At 74.3% G+C, this 22273-nt stretch carries 17 protein-coding genes; 7 read left to right on the top strand and 10 right to left on the bottom strand.

The genetic code is table 11. The annotated features are described in order from the left end of the window. Positions 1-3: 3 nt before the first annotated feature. From ACH4EB_RS16580 to ACH4EB_RS16560, 5 genes are all read right to left on the bottom strand, one after another. Entirely contained in the window at positions 4-1344 is a 1341-nt protein-coding gene (locus tag ACH4EB_RS16580) for a class I adenylate-forming enzyme family protein (RefSeq protein ID WP_398348206.1), read from the bottom strand. A 70-nt stretch (positions 1345-1414) separates the two neighbouring features. Then, complete coding sequence (locus ACH4EB_RS16575) at positions 1415-2881, bottom strand: 3-deoxy-7-phosphoheptulonate synthase (protein WP_398348205.1); 1467 nt, start codon at positions 2879-2881, stop codon at positions 1415-1417. A 2-nt stretch (positions 2882-2883) separates the two neighbouring features. Continuing rightward, positions 2884-4077 carry a 3-deoxy-7-phosphoheptulonate synthase gene (locus tag ACH4EB_RS16570; protein ID WP_398348203.1) on the bottom strand — a complete coding sequence of 398 codons (1194 nt, stop codon included), beginning with the start codon at positions 4075-4077 and terminating at the stop codon, positions 2884-2886. Positions 4078-4136: 59 nt separating this feature from the next. Beyond that, on the bottom strand, positions 4137-6092 hold the full coding sequence (locus tag ACH4EB_RS16565) for a multicopper oxidase family protein (RefSeq protein WP_398348202.1): 1956 nt from the start codon (positions 6090-6092) through the stop codon (positions 4137-4139). A 123-nt stretch (positions 6093-6215) separates the two neighbouring features. Beyond that, positions 6216-9218, bottom strand: a complete 3003-nt coding sequence (locus ACH4EB_RS16560) for a helix-turn-helix transcriptional regulator (RefSeq protein WP_398348201.1) — start codon at positions 9216-9218, stop codon at positions 6216-6218. A 139-nt stretch (positions 9219-9357) separates the two neighbouring features. On the opposite strand from ACH4EB_RS16560, the gene ACH4EB_RS16555 reads away from it, so the two are divergent. Then, positions 9358-10470, top strand: coding sequence for an alpha/beta hydrolase (locus tag ACH4EB_RS16555; protein ID WP_398348200.1), 1113 nt, complete (start codon positions 9358-9360; stop codon positions 10468-10470). Positions 10471-10530: 60 nt separating this feature from the next. Here ACH4EB_RS16555 and ACH4EB_RS16550 read toward each other — a convergent pair whose 3' ends face one another. Then, the gene (locus tag ACH4EB_RS16550; protein WP_398348199.1) at positions 10531-12813 is read right to left on the bottom strand and encodes a GMC oxidoreductase; all 2283 of its coding nucleotides are present in this window, start codon (positions 12811-12813) and stop codon (positions 10531-10533) included. A 384-nt stretch (positions 12814-13197) separates the two neighbouring features. Here ACH4EB_RS16550 and ACH4EB_RS16545 point away from each other — a divergent pair, with 384 nt between their 5' ends. From ACH4EB_RS16545 to ACH4EB_RS16530, 4 genes are all read left to right on the top strand, one after another. Next, entirely contained in the window at positions 13198-13614 is a 417-nt protein-coding gene (locus ACH4EB_RS16545) for a CBS domain-containing protein (protein ID WP_398348198.1), read from the top strand. A gap of 173 nt (positions 13615-13787) precedes the next feature. Then, complete coding sequence (locus ACH4EB_RS16540) at positions 13788-14270, top strand: VOC family protein (protein ID WP_398348196.1); 483 nt, start codon at positions 13788-13790, stop codon at positions 14268-14270. Positions 14271-14471: 201 nt separating this feature from the next. After that, entirely contained in the window at positions 14472-14855 is a 384-nt protein-coding gene (locus ACH4EB_RS16535) for a DUF6479 family protein (RefSeq protein ID WP_398348195.1), read from the top strand. A 12-nt stretch (positions 14856-14867) separates the two neighbouring features. Then, positions 14868-16577 carry a cytochrome bc complex cytochrome b subunit gene (locus ACH4EB_RS16530; RefSeq protein WP_398348194.1) on the top strand — a complete coding sequence of 570 codons (1710 nt, stop codon included), beginning with the start codon at positions 14868-14870 and terminating at the stop codon, positions 16575-16577. A 118-nt stretch (positions 16578-16695) separates the two neighbouring features. Here the strand turns inward: ACH4EB_RS16530 and ACH4EB_RS16525 are convergent, their stop codons facing one another. From ACH4EB_RS16525 to ACH4EB_RS16510, 4 genes are all read right to left on the bottom strand, one after another. Next, on the bottom strand, positions 16696-17082 hold the full coding sequence (locus ACH4EB_RS16525; protein WP_398348193.1) for a cytochrome c oxidase subunit 4: 387 nt from the start codon (positions 17080-17082) through the stop codon (positions 16696-16698). After that, entirely contained in the window at positions 17079-18791 is a 1713-nt protein-coding gene (ctaD, locus tag ACH4EB_RS16520; RefSeq protein WP_398348192.1) for a cytochrome c oxidase subunit I, read from the bottom strand. The genes ACH4EB_RS16525 and ctaD overlap by 4 nt, the downstream gene beginning before the upstream one ends. 251 nt (positions 18792-19042) lie before the next feature. Further along, a complete protein-coding gene (locus ACH4EB_RS16515) occupies positions 19043-19492 on the bottom strand; it encodes a hypothetical protein (RefSeq protein WP_398348191.1) in 450 nt (149 codons plus the stop codon). 70 nt (positions 19493-19562) lie between these two features. Further along, positions 19563-19925 (bottom strand): hypothetical protein, encoded by a 363-nt coding sequence (locus tag ACH4EB_RS16510; protein WP_398348190.1) that lies wholly within the window; start codon positions 19923-19925, stop codon positions 19563-19565. Positions 19926-20023: 98 nt separating this feature from the next. Between ACH4EB_RS16510 and ACH4EB_RS16505 the strand changes: the two genes are divergently transcribed. Next, positions 20024-20848: an SDR family oxidoreductase gene (locus ACH4EB_RS16505; RefSeq protein WP_398348189.1), complete on the top strand. Its 825-nt coding sequence runs from the start codon at positions 20024-20026 to the stop codon at positions 20846-20848. 72 nt (positions 20849-20920) lie between these two features. Next, positions 20921-22273 (top strand): cytochrome P450, encoded by a 1353-nt coding sequence (locus tag ACH4EB_RS16500; protein WP_398348188.1) that lies wholly within the window; start codon positions 20921-20923, stop codon positions 22271-22273.

Genomic DNA, 22273 nt, shown 5'->3' with positions numbered 1-22273 from the left:
CTCCTAACGGGGCAGCCGGCCGCGCGCGACCTTGCCGCCCGCGGTGGTGGGGAGTTCGGGCAGGAACGTCGTACGGCGGGGGATCTTGTACGGGGCCAGGTGCGCCCGGCAGTGGGCGAGGATCGCGGCCTCGTCGGCCGCCCCGTCGTCGGCGGTCGCGATCCAGGCCTGCGGGGACTCGCCGCGTACCGCGTCCGGCATGGCGGTGACGGCGACCGCGGCCACGGCCGGGTGGCCGGCGATCACCCGCTCCACCTCGGCCGGGTAGACGGTGTAACCGCCGCACAGGATCACGTCCTTGAGGCGGTCCAGGACGGTGACGCCGCCGTCGTCCGTCACCCGGCCGACGTCCCCGGTGCGCAGCTCGCCGCCGGGTGTCAGGACCCGTGCGGTGGCCTCGGGGGCGCCGAGGTAGCCAGGGGTGACGAAGGGGCCGCGTACCAGCAGTTCACCGTCCTGGCCCGTACGGACCCCGGCGCCCGGCACGGGCGGGCCCGCGGTGCCCGGGTGGCGGGGGTCGTCGGCGGGGGTGAGCGAGGCCAGACCGGCGAGTTCGGTCATGCCCCAGCCCTCGGCGAAGACGGCGCCGGACCGTTCCTGCCAGGCGCGGGCGAGCTGTTCCCCGGCGGGCTGGCCCGCGGAGAGCGAACAGCGCACCGACTCCAGCGGCAGCCCCGCGTGGGCCAGCAGCCGCCGGTACATCGTCGGCACCCCGGCCAGCACGGTGGGGCGGTGCCGGCGCAGTGCCTCGGCGACCGCCTCCTCGGTGAAGCGGCCGAGGAGGACGAGGGTGGCCCCGGCGGACAGCGCGGCGTTCAGGACGTTGGTGCCGTAGGTGTGGGCCAGCGGCAGCGGACTGAGCACCGTGTCCCCGGGCCCCAGCGCGAGGCGCCGGGCGATGTTCTCGCCACCGAGCCGCACCGCGCGCCGGGTCTGGAGCGCCCCTTTGGGTCGCCCGGTGGTGCCGGAGGTGTAGGCGATGGTCCCGACGCCGGAGAGATCGGTGGGGCAGCGGGGCGGGGCCGAGGGGCCGGGTGGCGGCGGACCGGGTCCCGCGGTGGTCAGGACGAGCACGGCGCCGCTGTCGGCGGCGGCGTGCCGGATCTCGTCCGGCGCGGAAGCGGCGTTCAGCGGGACGCCCACGGCGCCCAGTTCCGCCAGCGCCAGGTAATCCGTGATCCACTGGCGGCCGTTGGGGCGGCAGAGCACCGCCCGGTCGCCGGGGCGCAGTCCCGCCGCGCCGAGTTCGGTGGCCCGGTGGGTGACCTTGTCGCGCAGCGCGCGGCGGGTGAGGGGGCCCTGCTCGTCGATGAGGGCGATGTCGGTGTGGTGTCGGCGTGACATGAGAGGCTCGCTTTCCTGAGGCGTACGGACGGTGCGTACGGAAGGTGGGGACGGGGGCGGAGGCGGCGGATCAGGCCGCGGGCCGCCAGGCGGCAGCGGCGGTGTGGACCGTCCGCAGCACCTCGGCCGGTGTACGGCCGCTCTCGTCGAGCAGCAGGCCGCCGGGGCGGCTGCCCACCGAGGCGTGGGTGTCGAAGAACGTGTCGACCTCGGCCGCCGCCGTGGCCCCGCCGGGCCGGGGTGCGCAGACCCAGGTCACCGGGGTGCCGGTGGAGGCCACGGCCTCGATCAGCGCGGGCAGTTCGGCCACGATCCGGTCCGGGGCGAGCCGTACGGCCAGCAGGAGCCGTCCGGGTGTCCGCTCCGGGTTGAGCGCCGCACAGCGCGCGGCGACCTCACGGGGGTGGCGGCCCGGCCGGGGGCAGAGCCCGACCACGGTGCCGGGCGGTGGCACCCGGTCGCCGTCGGCCGTCCACCCGACCTGCCCGACGACGGCCGGCGGGCAGGCGTCCAGGAACGTCATGAGCTGCGGGAAGTCCTCCAGCCAGGCGGGGGAGCGGGCCGCGGCCCGGTACTCCTCGGCGACCCACCGCGCCTCGCGCGGCAGCACGCCGGGCGCGGGGTGCCCGCCGGTGACGACGGCGACGGGCACACCGGCCACGTAGTGGACCAGTCCGGCGGCCACCGTCGTCAGTGCTCCGGTCGCATGGCGCCCGAGGTGCAGCAGGAACGCTTCGCCACCCACTGTCGGAGCCAGCGCCGGACACGGGTCCGGTACGGGGGGCCCGGCGCGCCCGATCTCCTCGGTGAGCGGACGCGGACGGCCCGCCAGGCGCTGCCGGGCCGGCGGGGACGGGACGACGACCGGCTGCGGCCGGACCGGAGCCGGCTCCGGGCCCGGCTCCGGGTCCCCGCGCCCGTCGCTCTCCAGGCCGGCGGGCACCAGCCGCGGGTTGAAGAGTTCGCGGATGAACAGCCAGGGCCGCTCACCGTCGAGCACCACATAGGACTTGAACACGGCGGGCCGGACCCGGCCGCCCTGTTCCCACCCGGCCACGCCGACCTCCACCAGCCGCCGGCTGCGCATCGCGCCGGCGGCCCGCAGGCCGTAACCGATCGGCGTACGGCCGCTGGTGAGGCACGCGGCCAGCGCCGGGTCGTCGGGGACCAGCCCGACGACGGTGTTGAGCGAGACGGGTGTCAGCGCGGCGTCGGCCAGCGCGGAGCGGCGTACCAGGACCTGTTCGTCGCGGCCCAGGCTCAGGCAGCGGCGGGCCAGCGCGTCCTGCGCGGCGGCGGGCGCGGTGCCCTGGTGCAGGACGCGCAGCCGCAGGGGGGTGGCGAGCGCGGACTCCAGCAGGGTGGTGGTGAGCCCGTCGCTGGCGAGCAGCATCCGGGTCAGCGGGCTGCTGAACCGGGCGACGTCCCCGAGGTCGAAGGGCCGTGGCGCCGGCCGGTCCGGGGCCCGGTCGCCGGCGCCGGCACAGCCGTCCGGCATGTGGCGGTCGGTACTGGGATAGCGCAGCGGGGTGAACACGGTCAGGTCCTTTCCATGAGGGCGGCGGAATCGGGGTCCGCCACCCGGCGGGGGTGGGGGCAGGCGGCGCGGCGGCGGGCGCGTGCCGCGCCGGCCAGCTCCCGCAGGAGCTGGGCGGTGCCGCTCCAGCCGATGCACGCGTCGGTGACGCTCTGTCCGAAGACCAGCTCACGGCCGGCCCCGGAGTCCTGGCGGCCGGGCACGAGGAAGCTCTCCAGGAGCAGGCCGCGCACCGTGGTGTCGCCGTCGGCGATCCGCACCGCGAGGTCTTCGGCGACCGCGTGCTGCCGATCGTGCTGCTTGCCGCTGTTGCCGTGGCTGGCGTCCACCACGACACGGGCGGGCAGCCCGGCCGTGGCGAGCAGCTCCGCCGCCCGGCGGACGTGTGCGGCACCGTAGTTGGGGCCCTCCGCGCCGCCGCGCAGGACGACGTGGCAGTCCGGGTTGCCGCTGGTGCGCAGCAGGGACACCGGTCCGGCGCCGGACGCGCCGAGGAAGGTGTGCGGTGCGGCCGCGGCCCGTACGGCGTCGACCGCGACCTGGACCGAGCCGTCCGTGCCGTTCTTGACGCCGACGGGCATCGGCAGGCCGCTGGCCAGGTCCCGGTGCACCTGGCTCGCCGCCGTACGGGCCCCGATGGAGCCCCAGGCGACGACGTCGGACAGGTACGCCGGGGTGGCCGGGTTGACCCATTCGCAGCCCACCGGCAGCCCGGACTCGGCGATGTCGAGCATCAGGGACCGGGCTTCGGCCAGGCCGCGGCCGAGGTCGGCGCCGCCGTCCAGGCCGGGGTCGCCGACCAGGCCGGGCCAGCCGAGGCAGGTGCGCGGCTTCTCGACGTAGACCCGCATCACGACGAGCAGGTCGTCCGCCAGCCGGTCCGCCGCGTCCCGCAGCCGGGACGCGTAGTCGAGGGCGGCCGCCCGGTCGTGCACGGAGCACGGCCCGACGATGACGAGCAGCCGGTCGTCCCGGCCGTCGAGGATCCGCACGATGTCGTGCCGGGCGGTCATGACGGTGTGCGCCGCGTGGTAGGTGAGCGGCAGCCGTTCACACAGTTGCGCCGGGCTCTCCACCGGCAGGACGCGGGTCTGGCCGCCGGTGGGGCGGATCCGGCGTCCGTCGCGGTGACGGATGCGTGGCGTGTCCGGGGTGTGGGCCGGGGCGCCGGTCGGGGTGTCGGTCGGGGTGGTCATGGTGGTTCGCTCCTTCGGGGCGGTGCGGGCGGTGTCCTGGGGCGGGCGGGGCAGGGCAGTCATGTCTGGTGCCCTCCGTGGCCCCCGTGGCCGCCGCCCCCGTGCATCGCGGGGTGCATGTCCATCACCGGTCCGGGCATGACCGTGAACGGCCGCATCATCGCCTCGTCCTCGTGTTCGAGGATGTGGCAGTGGTACATGTAGCGGCCCGAGCCGCCGTCGAACTGCCCCAGGACGGAGACCAGTTGGCCGGATCCGGCGGGCGCCGGCGTGGTGTCGCCGACCCGTACGGTGTCCTTCCAGCCGAGGTCGGCGCCGGTGATGGGCAGCTCCGTGGTGAAGGTGACGGGGGTGACGGTGCCGTGCCCGCGCGGCGTGCCGTCGCCGTGGTACAGCCGCTGGAAACCGCGGCCGTCGTAGTTCTGCCGCCGGGTCTCCTGGAAGCGGATCAGGTGGATGTGGAAGGGGTGTACGGGACCGCCCAGGTTCAGCACGTTCCACTGCTCCCAGCCGCCTTCGCGCGCCATGATCGTGGTGGTGTCGTTGAACATCTCGGCGACCCGGCGCAGCGTCAGCAGGGGCTGTCCCGGCCGCTGCACCTGCACGATGCCGTCGCTGGGGATCTCCACCGACGAGGCGTCCTCGACGGTCTCCATCTCCCACATCATCGGCATTCCGGTCGCGGCGGGCGGGGTCAGTACGATCCACCGGTGCTCGTGGTCGGGAGCGGTGGCGTGGCTCAGCCGTACGTAGGACGGGCTGATGCGGCCGGGCAGGGTGAACGGGTCGTCCGCCGCCTCGTCCGCGACCCGGAACTGCAGCACCTCGGGCGAGGGCGCCGGGCCGGGCGGGTTGGTGGCGGTGTCGGCCCAGTGGACGCGCATCCCCCGCAGTACGGAGAAGTCGGCCAGCACGTCGGCGCGTTCGCCGGGGGCCAGGGTCAGGCCCTGTTCCGGCAGCGGCTCCGGCTCGGGCAGCAGCCCGCTGTCCGTACCGATCTGGTGGAAGGCGCGGGCGACCAGTTCCGGGTCGACCGGCGTGCCGTCCTCGTGGCACAGGCGCAGGGTGTAGAACCGCGCGTTGGAGCCGTTGACCATCCGGAAGCGGTACCAGCGCGCGGCCACCTCCAGGTGCGGCTGGACGACGCCGTTGACGACGTTGTACGGGCCGAAGAACGGCCGGGGCACGTCCTGGGCGTCCCGCAGGACCTTGTGCATCAGCACACCGGTCGGGCGGCCCTTCCAGTCGGTGTCCACGTTGCGGTCGCACAGCACGAGCGGGATTTCGCGGGCGCCGTCCGGCAGGCCGAGCGCCGTCTCCTCGTCGTCCCGTATCCAGTACATGCCGGCCAGGCCCGTCATCACGTTCAGCGCGGTGATGTTCATGGCGTGGTCGTGGTACCAGAGGGTGCAGGACGCCTGGTCGTTGCGGTACTCGGCGAGCTGGGTCTCGCCCGGCGGCACCGCGTTGTCGGTCCAGCCGTCGTTGACGCCGCTGGTCCGCGCGCCGTGCAGGTGCACCACCGTCCACGGCGGCAGCGCGCCCACCTTGCGGTCGAAGGTGTCGGACGCCGGGTCGTAACCGGGGCGCATGATGTTCGCCGGCACCCGCGTCTCCACCTTGATCAAGGGGTACGGGCCGCTCAGCCCGTTGTCCCAGGACACCCGCAGCCGGGTGCCGCGCCGCACCTCGACGGTCGGCCCGGGGACCTGGCCCTCGTACGCCCACATGAGCGACGGGGGAAGTTGCGAGTGCAACGGGATGGTGACGGGGCGGGTCCGTATGGTCAGCTCGGCGCGGCCGGTCTCCGGGTCGGGTTCCGGCCGCAGGACCGGCGGGATCCGCAGCGGGTCCACGAACGGTTCCAGGGGCGGGACCTCGGGGACGGCCGGGGTCTGCGGGGCGGCCGGGGGCTCCGGAGCGGTGGCCGGAGGAGCCGGCTGCGTCAGCAGGGCCGGTTCGGCCGGCTCGGTGACGGTGGCCGCCGGTGCGGGGGTTTCGATGAGCTCGGGCATCTCGGGACTCTTTTCCGGGCGGTGGGAAGGTTGACTTCTTCACCGTGCGCCTCGGCAGACCCCCGCCACATCGGGGAAAACACCTGTCCCACTACTGAGCCGGTACGGACCCGGCGGGCCCCGCTACTGAGCCCCGGACGCCCCGGACGCCCCGGAACCCCCGGAACCCGGCTCCCGCACCTCCGCCAGCTTCCCCGCCACCGCCGCCCGCGACGACACCCCGAGCTTCGCGAAGACGTGCGCCACATGCGTCTCCACCGTCCGCGGGCTCAGGAACAGCCGCTCCGCGATCCGCTGGTTGCTGAACCCCTGCCGCACCAGCTCGGCCACCTCCGCCTCCCGCCGCGACAGCCGCCCGTCCGCCGGCGTACGGGCCGCCCGCCCGGCCCGTACGCCCAGCCGCCGCTGCTCGCGTACGGTCCGCGCGTGCAGCCCGAGCGCCCCGCACGCGCCGAACACCTCCGCCGCCCGCGCCAGCTCCGCACGCGCCGCGGACTTCTGCCCGCAGCGGGCGTGCGCGGTACCGGCCCGCAGCCACGCCCGCGCCGCGGACAGCCGCTCGCCCGTCCCCTCGAACAGCTCCGCCGCCCGGACCGCGCCGCGGGCCGCCGCGGCCGGGTCGTCCTCCTGCTCGGCGTGCGCCCGCGCCAGCACCGCGTGCCCCGAGCCCGTACCGCCGCCCGGAACCGCCGCGGCCCGCTTCGCCCAGTCCGCCGCCGCCGCGGACCGGCCGCGCTCGGCCTCCGCGTCGGCCATCGCCTCGCAGCACACCAGCAGACAACTGCGCTCCAGCAGCGGGGCGACGAACGCGTCGCACGCGTCCAGCACCTGCGCCGCGCCCGCGTCCACCTCCTGGAGCCCCACCAGGGCCAGTCCCCGGCCGACGGCACCGAGCAGCGCCCACCACTCCCGGCGGCCGTCCGCGTGCCGGATCGCCTCGTCGGCGAGGGCCAGCGCGGCGGCGTGGTCACCCGTCCAGCGGACCATCAGCGACTTGACGGCCAGCGCCAGGGCCACGCACTCGTCGGAGCCGAGCAGCCGCGCGGCGTCCACCGCGTCCTCGGCCCGGTCCACCGCCTCCGCCAGCCGCCCCGTCCGCCCGTACGTGAACGCCTGCGCGGTCAGGATCCAGGGCGACAGGTAGCTCTGCCCGGTGGCGTTGGCGATGGCAAGGCTCCGCTCGACCACCCGGGCGGCCTGCGGCAGCCGGCCCATCATCGCGTCGATCCAGCACAGGAAGGACAGCGACTCCAGCCACGGGGCCAGCGCGGCGTCGGTGGCCTCTTCCGTCAGCCGTTCGGCCTTGGCGGCGAGGCCGTGCGCGGCGTCCAGGTCGCCCGCGCCGTAGGCACAGCCGAGCCGGAGCACCACGAGCGGCACCCAGTCGTCGGGCGCGCCGCCGGCCGCCTCGGCGCCGCCGCCGGGCCGGGACAGTACGGCGGTCAGCCGGTCCAACTGCTCGGCGGCGGCCGGGAAGTCGGCGCGGATCAGACTGTCGCCGATGAGCTGGAGGTGGAGCGGGACGGCGTCCGCCGCGTGTTCCGGCGGCACCCGGCCCAGCTCGGAGCGGAGCAGGGCGCGGCCTTCCGCCTGCCGGTTGAGCAGCCGTTCGAGGATGGCGCAGAACCGGGCGGCGCGGGCCCGCTGCGCCCAGGCGTCCGGCGGCAGCAGCCGCAGCACCTCCAGCGCGGTGTCGCGGCCCTGGACGAGCCGCCCGCCGACGCCCTGGAGCCGGGCCAGCTCGACGAGCAGGGAGAGCCGGTCGGGCGCGGGCCCGGTGGCCGTGCCGCCGGGTTTCTCGGGGAGCAGGTCCAGGGCGGTGCGCAGCCACTGGGCGGCGGTCGCGGGGGACTGGTACGCGGTCGCGCGGGCCGCCTCGACGAGCACGCCGACGGACAGCAGGTCGCCGAAGCGCGCCGAGCGGGCGATGTGGCGGGCCCGGGTGACGGTGGGCGCGTCGCGCTCGTCCAGGGCGGCGGCCACGCGGGCGTGCGCGGCGACCCGCCAGCCCGCGCCGGACGAGGCGTACGCGAGGTGCCGGACGACGGGGTGGCGGAAGCGGAAGCGCCCCGGGGTCGGCGCGCAGCGCACCACGTCCCGTACGGCCAGCTCGTCGAGGGCCGCCAGTGCCTCGGCCTCGGTCGTCGGCGCGGCGACGGCCACCATGCCCGGCTCGAACTCGTCCCCGAGCGTGGCGGCGGCCTGGGCGGCCAGCCGCGCGTCGTCGGGGAGCGCGGCCAGTTCGGCGGCGAGTGCCTCGCGTACCGCGCTCGGCAGCAGGTCGTCGTCGGCGGCCGGCGCGGCGCTCTCGACGGGGCTGCCCGCGGGCGCGGCGGCGGCCGGCGCGGAGCGGGCCAGCGCCTCCAGGTAGAGCGGATTGCCACCGCTGGCCTCGTACAGCGCGCGGCGGCGCCGGGCGCCCACGGAAGGCCCGAGGAACTCCCCGGCCTCCCTGAGGGTGAGCGGCGCGACCTCGATACGGGTGCGCAGGCCCGGCGCGGCGTCGGCGAGGGCCGCGGTCAGCCGGGGGCCCGCCTGGCGGGTGCGGTAGGTGACGGCGAGCAGGAGGGGGCCGCGCGGCGGGTGCCGGGCGAGGTGGGAGAGCAGCTCGACCGAGCCCTCGTCGGCCCAGTGCACGTCGTCCAGCAGGACCGCGAGGCCGCCGGGGCCGGCGAGGGCCTCCAGCAGGAGGCGTACGGCGCGGTGCACGCGGTAGCGGTTGAGGCCGGTGCTCGGGGCCGCCGCGGGGCCCGGCAGCGGCCGGTCGGCCGACAGGGCGGGGAAGACGTCGGCGAGCAGCCGTGCGCTCTCCGGGTCCAGGGCCGCGCGCACCTGCTCGGCCCGGCTCTCCACCTCGTCGTCCAGGGCGTCCACGGCCAGCGAGAGGGGGACGTCGTTCTCGTACTCGGTGCCCCGGCCGCGCAGCACGGTCAGGCCGTGCCGCAGTGCGGCGGCGGCGGTTTCGCCGAGGAGTCTGGTCTTGCCCGCCCCCGGGTCCCCGGTCAGTTCGACGAGCCGGAACTCGCCCGCGGCGGCCCGTTCCGCCTCCGTCCCGAGGAGCCGTACGACCTCCGTACGGCCGACGAGTGCGCGGTTGCCGTGGAGCGGTACGGAGCTGTCGGGCATCGGGCGGGCCGGTTTCGTCGGGGTGGGCCGGGGGGATGGACGGGTGAACGGCGGAGGACGCCCCAATGGAATATTTTGGTCTATAGAGACAGTTCGGGCAATTTCTCGGGGTGTGGGGGCTGAGGAGGGCCAGGGCCGTATGCAGCGCCGCATCCCCCTGTTCACCAGTGAAGGCGTCCGGGACGCCGAGGTCACCGTGCACCCGTTCGCGGCCGGTGACGGGCTGGGCCTGACCCTGACCCGCTACCGCCGCGCGCCGGCCGCCGACCCCGCACCGGCCGACGCGGTACTGCTCGTGCACGGCCTGACCACATCGAGCGACATGTTCGTCATGCCCGAGCACGAGGACCTCACCACCTACCTGCTCGACCACGGCTACCGCGACGTCTGGGCCCTCGACCACCGGATGAGCAACCGCTTCCCGTACGACATGGCCGCCCACCGCTTCACTCTCGACGACGTCGCCCTGCACGACTTCCCCGCCGCGTTCGCCGAGATCCGGGCGCACATCGGCCCGGCCGCCCGGCTGCACGTGATCGCGCACTGCCTGGGCGGGGTGACCTTCGCGATGAGCCTGGCCGCCGGTCTCGTCACCGGCGTGACCAGCGCGGTCATCAACAGCTCCGCCCTGGTCCTGCGGCCGCCCCGGTGGTCCCGCTGCAAGCTGGCCGTCGTCCCCGGCCTGACCGAGTACGTGCTCGGCCTGCCCTACCTCAACCCCGCCTGGCCGCAGGACGCCCCGTTCACCCGCGGCCGCATGATCGCCCGCCTGGTGTCGCTCTTCCATCCCGAATGCCGGGTGCCCTCGTGCCACATGGTGAGCGCGATGTGGGGCTCCGGGCGGCCCGCGCTGTACCACCACGACCTGATGTCACCGGTCACCCACGAGCGCGTGGCGGACCTGTTCGGAGCCACCGGCATGCACTACTACCGGCACATCCGGGCCATCGTCCGGGCCGGCCGCGCCGTCAAGTACCGGCCCGGCGACCCGGCCTACCGCGAGCTGCCCGACGACTACCTGGAGGCGGCGGCCGGGCTGACCACCCCGCTCCTGCTGACCACCGGCGACCGCAACCGCGTCATGGCCGACTCCAACCCCGCCTGCCAGCGCGAACTCGCGGCCCGCGCGCCCGGCGTGTCCCGGCTGCACCTCTTCCCGGGCTACGGCCACCAGGACGTGTTCATGGGCCGGGACAGCGCACGCGACGTCTTCCCGCACCTGACCGCCTTCCTGGACGAGCACGCGCGGTGAAAGCCTCCGCCCGGCCCCGGCCGGGCACCCGGCCCGAGCGGCCGCGCCCCGGCGGAACCGCTACCGCCGCCCCGGCCCGTACACGCCCCACAGCTCCCCGGCGAAGAACTCCCCGAACCGGGCGAGCGCGGCGAGCGGAGCGGGCCCCGTCGCGCGCATGGAGGCCAGTTGCCGGACGAAGTCCAGGCGGCCCACGCGCACCACACCGGAACAGAGCGGCGCCTGCGCGGGCTCCTCGCCCGGCGCATGCCGCCCATGGTGGATCTCGACCGCCAGGGTGGTGGTGTCCGCCCACAGGTCGGGCCCCGGATCGTCGCCGACCTCCTTGCGGCCGGTGAGCGTCAGCGGGCGGTCCCGCGGCCCGTCCAGAAGCAGGTGGTAGAGCATCCGCCGGCGCCCGGGCAGCCCGCTCGGCACGAACAGGTTGAACCAGCCCTCCCGTACGGACAGCCGGCCGCCCAGCGGATCGCAGTCCACCGCGCCGCGCACGGCGGCCCGGTGGTCCGGCGAGTCGATGAAGGCGTCCACGTCGTCGACGGTGACGGTCAGGTGCAGCACCAGCCCCGGCCCGTCGGCCAGCGCACCCCGCATGACCTCGGCGAACGTCAGGGCCGTGGCAGGCGCCGGAGCGGGCCGGCGCACCCGCCGGGGAGGACGGTCCTCCAGCAGCCGGGTGCTCAGCCGGTCCGCCAGCGCCGCGATGGTCAGCGACGGGTTCACCCCGACCGGCCCCGGCAGCGCCGCCCCGTCCGCCACGTACAGGCGCGGGTGGCCGAACACCTCGCCGTACGGGTCGCAGACGGCCTCCTCCGGGCGGTCGCCGAGCGGCGCGCCGCCCACCGGGTGGACGGTGACGACCCGCCGCCACCACCAGATCGGATTGTCCAGGTGCCCCGCTTCCATCGCGTCGGCGAGCTGCCGCATCGTGGCGCGCACGCCCTCGTAGTACGCCCGGCTCGTGGCGGTGGTCCACCGGACGTCCAGCCGGCCGTCCCGCAGCCCCATCACCCCGTCCGGTACGTCCCGGCCCACGCCCAGCAGCGGCAGCACCCCGGGAAAGCCCCTGCCGGGCCCGAGCAGGGCGGCGATCTCGCCGGAGAGGTTGCTGTCCGGCGCGCCGAGGGCACGGTCCAGCGCGAGGCCTGCGGCGAACGCCGCCAGCCGCCCGGCGCCCCCGGCGAGCCGCACGCCCTCCGCGAGCCAGTTCAGGAAGCCGGGGTAACCGCCGTCCTGGACGATGTGCCCGCGCCCCGTACCCCCGTCCGCCTCGCCCACCACGCCGGTGATCACCGGCCCCCGGTCCGGCGGCGGCACCGGTCTGCCCCGCCGGCCGTACAGGAAGGTCAGCAGGTCGCCGTTGCCGCAGAACCGGGTGCCCAGCGCCGGACCCAGACCGGGCAGCCGCGCCCGGTTGGCCAGCAGCAGGTGGACCGTGCCGTACGTGCCCGCCGCCAGCACCAGCCGGTCGCAGTCGATGAAGTGCCGCGGCAGGTCGGCGGTGCGCGCCGGGCGCCCGGCGCCCTCCACGTCGTGCACGACGTATCCGACGCGGTAACCGCTGCCCAGCGGCTCCACCGTGACGGCCTGGTGCCCGGTCCGCAGCTCGGCGCCGTGGTGGCGCGCGGCGGACAGATACGTGTGGTCGAGGGTGTTCTTCGCGCCGTTGTTGCAGCCCAGGTCGCACTCGCCGGTGAGCGCGCAGGTACCGCGCGGCACGCCGTGGAGGTTGCCGTACGGCTCGTCCGCGAGCGGCAGCCCGGGGCCGGGCGGCGCGCCGGGGCGGGGGGCGAAGCTGACCGCGAGGGGCGCCGGCGACCACGGCAGCCCCGCCCGCCCGGCCGCCTCCCGCAGCGCCCGCGTCTTCGGTGTCCGGGCGTACGGCTCGGTGTCCACCGGGTACGGGACCGGGCGCAGTACCGACTCGACCGCGTCGTAGTGCGGATCGAGGTCCGCGCGCGTCAGCGGCCAGGACTCGTGGCCGCCGCCGGGCAGTTCCTCCCGTGGCACGAACCAGTGCGGATCCTTGCGGAGCAGCACGTTGGCGTAGATCAGCGAGCCGCCGCCCAGCCCGCTGGAGACGAGGGAGTCGCAGCCCCGGAACCGCCAGACGTCGAACAGGCCGTACAGCCCCTCGCTCGGGTCCCACAGGGCCCGCCCCAGCTCCACCGGCGTCCGGGGAAAGCTCCCCGGCGGGTACGCCCGGCCGCGCTCCAGGACGACGACGGACAGACCCGCCTCCGCCAGCCGGTACGCCGCCACCGCTCCGCCGAAACCGGACCCGACGACCAGCGCGCCGACCCGTTCGGGGTGCCCCGTCCCGCTCCTCGGCGACGTCTCGGCCACGATCCGTCCTCCAGCTCGGCGGCGGCCGCGCGGACCGCGGCGGCCGGCCCTCCCCAGTAGAGCAACGGTCCGCCGCCCGCACATCCGGAAACCGGCGCGGCCGGACGACCGGGCCCTCCCGCGGGCACCTGCCCCGGCTGCCCGGCCGAACTCTCGCCCCGGGCCGCGCCGGGGCCCGCTCCCGGGCCTTCCCGGCGGCCGGATGCGGCCTGCGGGGGGGGGGGGGGGCAGTATCCGGCCCGATCCCGCCGGTCCGACGTTAGCGATCCGAACAGCGGGGAACGCGTGTGCTGGCGACCGGAGCCGGGATGTCCAGACCGCCCCACGAGCGGTTTTCCGGCCGCGGTCACGCACCCGGTACATCTCACGAAGGAAGGCGGAACCATGCCTGCTGCACGCGACATCATGACTCCCGGGGCCGAGTGCGTCGGTGCCGAGGAGAGCGTCCTCGACGCGGCCCGCAAGCTCACCGACCTCGGCGTCGGCGCGGTCCCGATCTGCGGTACGGACGACCGGCTCAAGGGCGTCCTGACGGACCGGGACATCGTCGTCAAGGTCCTGGGCCAGGGCAAGGACCCCGCACGGACCAAGGCCGGCGAGCTGGCCCAGGGCGAGGCGGTGACGATCGGCGCCGACGACGGCGCCGAGGAGATCCTCGCGACCATGGCCCGGCACAAGGTCCGGCGCCTGCCGGTGATCGACGGCCACCGCCTGGTCGGCATGGTCGCGCTGGCCGACGTCGCCCGCGCGCTGCCCGACTCGAAGGCCGGCGACCTCCTCGAAGCCCTCTCCACCGACTGAGGCCCGGCCCGCGCCCGAGGGAGTGCGTCCGCGCCGGACCGTAGGCACGATGGAGGAGGCGGCGTGGGCGTACGTCCGTAAAACACCGTGCACTCCGGTTCGAACACGGGTCCGGTTCTGGTGCTGTCTCCGCCGTACGGGTATACACAGGCCCACACGACGGGAGGCACACCATGTCCAACGACGGTTTCACGACCTGTCTGTGGTTCGACGGCCAGGCCGAGGAAGCGGCACACCACTACCTGTCCATCTTCAAGAACTCCCGGCTCGGCGACCTCGTCCGCTACAGCGAGGCCGGGCCGGGGACACCCGGAGAGGTGATGGCGGTCGAGTTCGTCCTCAACGGCCAGAAGTTCATGGGCCTCAACGGCGGCCCGGAGTTCCGGTTCAGCGAAGCCGTGTCGTTCCAGGTCCGCTGCGCGGACCAGGAAGAGGTCGATTACCACTGGGAGAAGCTCACCGACGGCGGCGAGGAGGGCCCCTGCGGCTGGCTGAAGGACAAGTACGGCGTGTCCTGGCAGGTCTTCCCTTCGGAACTCCTCGAACTGGTCAGCGACCCCGACCCGGAGAAGGCGAAGCGGACCACCGAGGCGATGCACCGCATGAAGAAGATGGACCTCGCCGCCCTCCGCAAGGCGCACGCGGGCGAGCGGTAAGGCGCGGGCGTCGGGGTACGGGCGGTTCGTCCGCGCCCCGCGCCCTGTACCCGCGGTCCGGGCGGCTCGTCCGCGCCCCGCGCCCGCGGCCCCGGCGGCCCGTCCGTACCCGCCGTGTCACGGCACGGACGGGCCGTCGGCGCGCCACCCGTTCGGCGGCGCCTTTGGTGCCGAACCGGGGCCGACGGGTAAGCAGCCTCCATGTCTTACGATGTGCCCCCGCCGGCCGCGCCCCTGCCGGTCGAAGCGCCGACGGCCGCCTCCCACCTGGTCATCGGCATCGGCCCCCTCATCGCGGGCATCGTCGTCGTGCTCCTGCTGATCGGAGCCGTGGTGTACGGCTACCGGCGCCGCGCGCGCAACAAGGACCGCCCGCCGCGCGCCCACGCACGGCCCCGGACGACCAGGAAGGCGGCCAGGAACGGCACCTCGGCGCGGGAGACCGACGGGGTGTCCCGGGACAGCCACGACGGGAAGCCGGCGTCCGGCGTCGACGACATGGGCCGGTACGGCACCCGCCCGGGGAACTCGGACGAACCGCCGCCGTGGGACGAGGGGAAGAGCGGCTCGTTCGGCAACGGCTGACGGCCGCGGCCCATGGTGTTCCGCAGGCGGCAGACACCGGCGCGGCCCCGTACCGGCGGCCTGGCGCGCACCGGCTTCGAGGCGCTCGACCGCCGCCTGCCGCTGGCCGAAGGCGCCAGATCCCTGCTGCGCAAGGCGTTCCCGGACCACTGGTCGTTCCTGCTCGGCGAACTCGCGCTCTACAGCTTCCTCGTCCTCGTCCTCACCGGCACCTACCTGACCCTGTTCTTCGACCCGGTGACCGCGCAGACCGTCTACCACGGCCGGCACACCCCGCTGTCCGGGCTGCCCATGTCGCACGCGTACTCCTCCACGCTGCGCATCAGCTTCGACATCCGGGGCGGGCTGCTGATCCGGCAGATCCACCACTGGGCCGCGCTGGTCTTCGTCGCCGCCATCGGCGTCCACCTGCTCCGGGTGTTCTTCACCGGCGCCTTCCGCAGGCCCAGAGAGGTCAACTGGACCATCGGCGTGACGCTGTTCATGCTGGCGATGCTGGAGGGGTTCGCCGGCTACTCGCTGCCCGACGACTCGCTGTCCGGCACCGGCCTGCGCACCGCGCACACCATCGTGATGTCGATCCCGCTCGTCGGCACCTACCTGAGCTTCTTCCTGTGGGGCGGCGCGTTCCCGGGCACGGATCTCGTCAACCGCCTGTACGGCGCGCACATCCTCCTCGTCCCGGGTGTCCTGGTCGCGCTGATCACGGCCCATCTGATCCTGGTCGTCCACCTCAAGCACACGCAGTGGAGCACCCGGGGCCGCACCAACCGCAACGTCGTCGGCCGCCCGATGTACCCGCACTTCACCGCGAAGTCCGCCGGCCTGTTCTTCATGACGGCGGGCATCCTGACGCTGCTCGGCGCACTGGCCCAGATCAACCCCGTGTGGGAGTACGGCCCGTACCGGGCGGACCAGGTCGCCACCGGCGCGCAGCCCGACTGGTACGTGGGCTTCCTGGAGGGCGCGCTGCGCCTCATGCCGCCGTGGGAGAGCGACGTCCTGGGCCACACGGTCCTGTGGAGCGTCCTGGTCCCGGCGGTGATCCTGCCCGGCCTGCTCTTCCTCGTCCTGTACCTCTACCCGTTCTGCGAGGCGTGGCTGGCCCGGGACGGGCAGGAACACCACCTGTGCGACCGGCCGCGGAACCGGCCCACGCGGACGGGCCTCGGCGTCGCCGGCGTCGTCTGCTACGCCGTCCTCCTCGCGGCCGGCGGCAACGATGTGATCGCCTTCGGCTTCGGCGTCTCGGTGAACGCCCTGACCTGGTTCTTCCGTATCGCCTTCGTGGTGGCCCCGGTGCTCGCGTTCCTGCTCACCAAGCGGATCTGCCTCGCCCTCCAGAGCGAGGACCGCGACGCGCTGGTGGAGGGGGCGGAGACGGGCGAGGTGACGCAGGACATGAGCGGCGGACTTGACGAGGGGCGCCGGGGGCTGACCGCCGACCACCGGTACCGGCTGCTCGTACGCGATGTCCCCGCACCGCTCCCGCCGCCCGCGGACCCGGCCCGCCTGGCGCGGCGGCAGCGGCTGCGGCTGGCGCTGAGCACCTGGTACCACCGTGACCGGGTCGAACTGCCGGTCACCGCCGAGCAGCGGGCCCGCATCGCCGAGCGCACGGCCGGCCCGGACCACCGCCCGGACGGACCGGACGGTCCGGACGGTCCGGACTGCTCGGACGGTGACGGACAGGGGAAGGGAGCCTCCCGCCGGGGCGGCTGACACCGTTGCCGTACGGATGCCCTCGCGCACTCCCGTGCGGATGCCCTCGCGCACTCCCGTGCGGATTCCCTCGCGTGTTCCCGTACGGATGCCGCCACGCCTCCCCGTACCGAACCCCTCACGAACGCCCGGCGAACTCCATCGCCATGCCGGCCACCCCCGCCACCAGCAGGCCGACCCCGATGACGAACAGCCACAGGCCGAAGACGACGCCCAGCGCGGTCAGGGCCACCGCCAGGCCGGCCAGCGGCGGATAGCCGCTGCGCGGCGGGAAGAACCCGAGCCCGCCGGCCCGCTCGCGCACCTCCGCCTCCTGGTGGTCCTCCGGCCGCGCCCCGCGTTTACGGTGATTGACGGTGCAGAAGCCGCACACGAGGAGCGCCATCAGACAGGAGACGGCCAGCGCCGCCGTACCGGCCGGTTCCCGCGACCACAGCCCGTACCCGAGACCGGTCACGAGGAAGAACCCCGCCACACCGGCGAAGAGGAACGCCTCGGTCTTCATGGGTGGCGCTCCCGGTGCGGATCGGGGGTCGGCCCGGCTCCGCCGCGCTGCGGAGCGGGCAGCCGCAGCGCCTCGGGGTGGTGCAGGTCGAAAGCGGGGGAGTCGGACCGTACCCGGGGCAGCGCGTGGAAGTTGTGCCGGGGCGGCGGACAGGATGTCGCCCACTCCAGCGACCTGCCGTACCCCCACGGATCGTCCACCGTCACCTTCGGCGCCCAGCGCGCCGTGCGCCACACGTTGTACAGGAACGGCAGCGTGGAAAGCCCCAGCAGGAACGCGCCGACGGAGGAGACCGTGTTCAGTACGGTGAATCCGTCGGCGGCCAGATAGTCGGCGTAACGCCGGGGCATACCGCTCGAACCGAGCCAGTGCTGCACCAGGAACGTCACCTGGAAACCGGTGAACAGCGACCAGAAATGCGTTCTGCCCAGCCGCTCGTCGAGCATCCGGCCCGTCAGCTTCGGCCACCAGAAGTAGAAGCCGCCGAACATCGCGAAGACCACCGTCCCGAACAGCACGTAGTGCAGGTGCGCGACGATGAAGTACGAGTCGGTGACGTGGAAGTCCAGCGGCGGTGACGCGATCAGCACACCGCTCAGGCCGCCGAGCAGAAAGGTGACCAGGAATCCGCCCGCCCACAGCATCGGCGTCTCGAACGACACGCTGCCCCGCCACATCGTGCCGATCCAGTTGAAGAACTTCACGCCTGTCGGCGCCGCGATCAGAAAGGACATCAGGGAGAAGAACGGCAGCAGCACCGCACCCGTGGCGAACATGTGGTGCGCCCACACGGTCGCCGAGAGCATGGTGATGGCGATGGTCGCGCCCACCATGCCGAGGTAGCCGAACACCGGCTTGCGGCTGAACACCGGGACGATCTCGGTGATCACGCCGAAGAACGGCAGGGCGACGATATAGACCTCCGGATGCCCGAAGAACCAGAACAGGTGCTGCCACAGGACCGCTCCGCCGTAGGCGGGATCGTAGACATGCGCGCCGAACTTCCGGTCCGCCTCCAGGGCGAGCAGCGCGGCCGTCAGTACGGGGAACGCCAGCAGCGCCAGGACGGAGGTGAACAGCACGTTCCAGGTGAAGATCGGCATGCGGAACATGGTCATGCCAGGGGCGCGCAGGCACATGATGGTGGCGATGAAGTTGACCGCGCCCAGCGTGGTGCTCAGGCCCGACACCACCAGTCCCATGGTCCACAGATCGCCGCCGGCCCCCGGAGTGCGGACGGCGCCGTTGAGCGGCGCGTAGGCGAACCATCCGAACGACGCGGCGCCCTGCGGGGTGAGGAACCCCGAGACCACGATCAGGCCGCCGAAGAGGTAGAGCCAGTACGTGAGGGCGTTCAGGCGCGGAAAGGCCACGTCGGGAGCGCCGATCTGGAGCGGCATCACCGCGTTCGCGAACCCGGCGAACAGGGGGGTCGCGAACAGCAGCATCATGATCGTGCCGTGGATGGTGAAGAACTGGTTGTACTGCTCGTTGCTGACGAGCTGCAGCCCGGGCCGGGCCAGTTCGGCGCGCATCACCATCGCCAGCGCGCCCGCCAGCAGGAAGAAACCGAAGGCGGTGACGAGATAGAGGTTGCCGATCACCTTGTGGTCGGTGGTGGTCAGCCAGCGGCGCACCGCGCGGCCCACCGTGTCGCGGGGCGTCGCGCCGGCCTCCGTACGCGGGCCCTGCCGAACGTCGATGACCATGAACCTCCGCCCGTCCCGCACCGGGGTCCGGCGCGGGCACGCCGACACGTACCGCCGGACACGCGCGCACCGGGCCGGCGCGCGGCCGCCGACCGGCACCCGACAGCCTGGCACCAGCGGTGGCCGGATCGGCGGTGCCCACGGTGCGGGGCGGGCCGCCGCCACCCGGAAGGGTGCACCACCGGGGCCCTCGCGCCGGGGGAGACCCGGCGCGAGGGGCGGTCGGCCCGGTCCGGAAGCGCAGCCGCGGCTCAGGCCCGGCGTGTCTCCTCGGCGGTCGCCGGGCCGCGGCGCAGGGACAGCAGCCGCAACCGCCCCAGCAGGCCCGACCCGCTGCCGGCAGCCCCCGCCGGCTCCGCCGCGGGGGCGGAAACGGGGCGGGGAACCTTGGACGGGGCGGGCGTGTGGTGCCGGGAAGATTCGCGCTTCGGACCGGAGTCGTGGTCCGGGCCAGCACTGTGGTCGTGGCCAGGGCTGAGGTCCGAGCCGGGGTGATGGTCCGCAGCCGGTCCGTGGCCGGGGCCGGAGCCGTGGTCCGGTCCGAACTCGCGGTTCGGTCCGGACTCGCTCTCGGGCCCGTGCTCGCGCTTCGGACCGGTCCGGTGTCCCGGGTGTGTCCCGGGCTTCGGCTCGGTTTCGTACGGGGCGTAGCTCAGGGCGCGCAGATAGCCTTCCAGCGCGCGTTGGGGATCGACGGGCATGACACACCTCTCCTGTGATCGCTGCTGCCTGGTGCGGGAGCGCCCCGCAGACGCGGGAGCGCGGTCCCGGTCAGCAGCGCAGGACGGTGTGGCGCGCGCGGTCGCCCGCGGCGTCGCGTACGCCCGGGCGCAGCTCGGCCCAGCGGGTGAGGAGCCGGGCGAGGCGCCCGGCCTGGCACGGCAGGGACGGCGTGCGGGCCCGGGACGTGGGGGAGCGGTCGGTACGTCCGCCCCGGGACGTCCGGGACGCGGCGGCCTGGGGGAGGCTGTCGTCGGACACCGGCTCGACCGACATGGCGGCGGCCTCGGAAGGCCCGGCGCCTCGTTCGAGGGCCGCCGACGCCGAACCGCACAGGGCGATCAGCACGGCGATCAGCACCAGGACACCGGTCCGCACCACGGACCGGTGGACCCGGCAGCCCCCTCGGTTCATGCACAAAGGGTAGTCATTCCGCTACTGTCTGCGCATGTCGTCGAACGGGTGAGTTTGCTGCCGCGCAAGCCGGTCGCCACCCGCGGAAAGGAGCCCCCATGGCAGGCGGCCAACGCGTTCTCATCACCGGCGCCGGCTCCGGCTTCGGCCGAGACGCCGCCCTGCGTCTCGCCGGACGCGGGCACCACGTCATCGCGGCGGCCGAGAACCGCCCGCAGATGACCGCGCTGATCGAGGAGGCGGACCGGCAAGGTGTCGAACTCCAGGTGGAGAACCTGGACGTCACCAACGCGCTGCACCGCCGCCAGGCGCACACCTGGGACGTGGACGTGCTGTTCAACAATGCCGCCGTCGGGGAAATGGGTCCGCTGTCCGAAATTCCCCTGGAACTGTTCCGGCAGGTCTTCGAGGTGAATGTGTTCGGCCATCTCGCGCTGGCGCAGGGGTTCGCCCGGCAGATGGTGGAACGCGGCAGCGGCCGTATCGTCTGGCTGTCGTCCATCGCGGGCCTGACGACCAATCCGTATCTCGGCCCGTACTGTGCGTCCAAGTACGCCATCGAGTCGATCGCCCAGGCGATGCACGACGAACTCAAGCCGCTGGGCGTCCAGGTGTGCACCATCAACCCGGGACCGTACCGGACGGGCTTCAACGACCGGATGGGCGACGCGCTGCGCGTCTGGTTCGACCGGGAGAAATCCTTCAGCGCCGAGCACTTCACCACGGATCTCGGCGTCGAGGTCCGGCTCGCCGACGATTACCGCGCGATGACCGGGGAGAGCCAGCAGGACCCCGAGGAAATCGTCGAACTCTTCGTGAAGGTCGCGGAGGAGGAATCCGGCCTCTTCCGCAATTTCCTCCCGGCGGACCGCGTCGAAGAGGTGAAGCGGCAGCAGGCCGCGATCTGGGACCTCCGCCGCTGAAGCCCCGCCCGGCTCCGCCGCCGGGCAGCCGCCGGGGCCCATCGCCGCACCACGCCTGGAGGAGCCGTACCCGTGCAGACCGTCCCGCTCCGTCCCGTCCCCGGCCCCCGTGGCCTGCCGTGGCTCGGGAACCTGCCCGCCTTCGGCAGGGACCCCCTCGCCTTCATGGCCCGGCTGCGGGACGAGTACGGCGACGCCGTGACGTGGTCCCTCGGGCCGTGGCGCAGCCTGTTCCTCTCCCACCCCCGGCACATCGCCGAGTTCCTCGGGGCCAGGGAGCACGCCTATGACGTCCTGGAGGTCGGCTGGGCCTTCCAGCGGATCACCGGCAAGAGCGTCGTCCGCAGCTCGGGTGCCGACTGGCGCCGCAAGCGCGGCCTCGTCCAGCCGGCCGTCCGCCCGCGCCAGGTGCGCCACCACGCCCGGACCATGGTCGACTGCGCCCTCGCGGCGGCCGGCCGCTGGCGCGAGGGTCAACGCGTCGACGTGCACCGGGAGATGATGCTGCTCACCCAGCGCATCGTGCTCCGTACGCTGTTCGGCAACGACCTCGGGGACCGGACCCGGGCGCTCGGCGCGGCGATGGCGGTGGCCGAGCAGGTGATGGCCGCCGAGCTGCGCGGCATCGGCCTCTTCCTGCCGGACTGGGTGCGGACGCCTTCCCGGCGGCGCCTGCTGGCCGCCGTCGCCACCATCGACGCCGAGGTGCACCGGCTGATCGGCGCACGGCGGAACGGAAGGAGGGCGGACGGCGACGACCTGCTGGCCCGGCTCCTCGAAGCCGCCGACGAGGACGGGCGGCCGCTGTCCGCCAGGGAGGTCCGCGACGAGGCGGTGACGCTCTGGACGGCCGGCCACGAAACGACCTCCACCGCGCTGACGTGGATCTGGCACCTGCTGTCGCGGTCGCCGGCGGCGCGGGCGCGGCTGGACGACGAACTGGACCGCGTCCTGGGCGGCCGGCCGCCCACCGTCGACGACTACGAACAGCTCGCCTGGACCCGGCAGATCGTCAAGGAGGCCCTGCGGATCTACCCGCCGGCCTGGGTGATCCCCGCCGTGGCGCGGACGGGGGCCGTCCTGGGCGGCAGGAGCGTGCCCGCCGGTACGGCGGTGTGGTGCAGCCAGTGGACGACCCACCGCGACCCGCGCTGGTTCCCCGACCCGACGGCGTTCCGCCCCGAACGCTGGGACGCCGACGCCCCGGACGTCATCCCCGACCACGCCTGGTTCCCGTTCGGCGGCGGCCCGCGCGGCTGTATCGGCGCCCGGTTCGCACAGGTGGAGGCGGCGCTGCTGCTGGCCACCCTGGCGCAGCGCTTCCACCTGGACGACATGCCGGCCCAGGTGCCTCACCGGATCGGCATCCTCATCCAGCCGGCCGTGCCGCTGATCGCCACGCTCCGGGCCCGCCCGGGTCCGTGA

The sequence above is a fragment of the Streptomyces sp. NPDC018045 genome (genome assembly GCF_044327445.1).
In the GTDB taxonomy this organism is placed as follows: domain Bacteria; phylum Actinomycetota; class Actinomycetes; order Streptomycetales; family Streptomycetaceae; genus Streptomyces.
The sequence above is the reverse complement of the archived record's forward strand: the minus strand, read 5'-3'. Positions and strand labels throughout refer to the sequence as shown.

Coding starts and splice junctions, on each gene's coding strand:
- ACH4EB_RS16580 (WP_398348206.1), bottom strand. CDS start 1,344: ATGTCACGCCGACACCACACCGACATCGCCCTCATCGACGAGCAGGGC.
- ACH4EB_RS16570 (WP_398348203.1), bottom strand. CDS start 4,077: ATGACCACCCCGACCGACACCCCGACCGGCGCCCCGGCCCACACCCCG.
- ACH4EB_RS16565 (WP_398348202.1), bottom strand. CDS start 6,092: ATGCCCGAGCTCATCGAAACCCCCGCACCGGCGGCCACCGTCACCGAG.
- ACH4EB_RS16560 (WP_398348201.1), bottom strand. CDS start 9,218: ATGCCCGACAGCTCCGTACCGCTCCACGGCAACCGCGCACTCGTCGGC.
- ACH4EB_RS16555 (WP_398348200.1), top strand. CDS start 9,358: ATGCAGCGCCGCATCCCCCTGTTCACCAGTGAAGGCGTCCGGGACGCC.
- ACH4EB_RS16545 (WP_398348198.1), top strand. CDS start 13,198: ATGCCTGCTGCACGCGACATCATGACTCCCGGGGCCGAGTGCGTCGGT.
- ACH4EB_RS16540 (WP_398348196.1), top strand. CDS start 13,788: ATGTCCAACGACGGTTTCACGACCTGTCTGTGGTTCGACGGCCAGGCC.
- ACH4EB_RS16535 (WP_398348195.1), top strand. CDS start 14,472: ATGTCTTACGATGTGCCCCCGCCGGCCGCGCCCCTGCCGGTCGAAGCG.
- ACH4EB_RS16530 (WP_398348194.1), top strand. CDS start 14,868: ATGGTGTTCCGCAGGCGGCAGACACCGGCGCGGCCCCGTACCGGCGGC.
- ACH4EB_RS16525 (WP_398348193.1), bottom strand. CDS start 17,082: ATGAAGACCGAGGCGTTCCTCTTCGCCGGTGTGGCGGGGTTCTTCCTC.
- ctaD (WP_398348192.1), bottom strand. CDS start 18,791: ATGGTCATCGACGTTCGGCAGGGCCCGCGTACGGAGGCCGGCGCGACG.
- ACH4EB_RS16515 (WP_398348191.1), bottom strand. CDS start 19,492: ATGCCCGTCGATCCCCAACGCGCGCTGGAAGGCTATCTGCGCGCCCTG.
- ACH4EB_RS16510 (WP_398348190.1), bottom strand. CDS start 19,925: ATGAACCGAGGGGGCTGCCGGGTCCACCGGTCCGTGGTGCGGACCGGT.
- ACH4EB_RS16505 (WP_398348189.1), top strand. CDS start 20,024: ATGGCAGGCGGCCAACGCGTTCTCATCACCGGCGCCGGCTCCGGCTTC.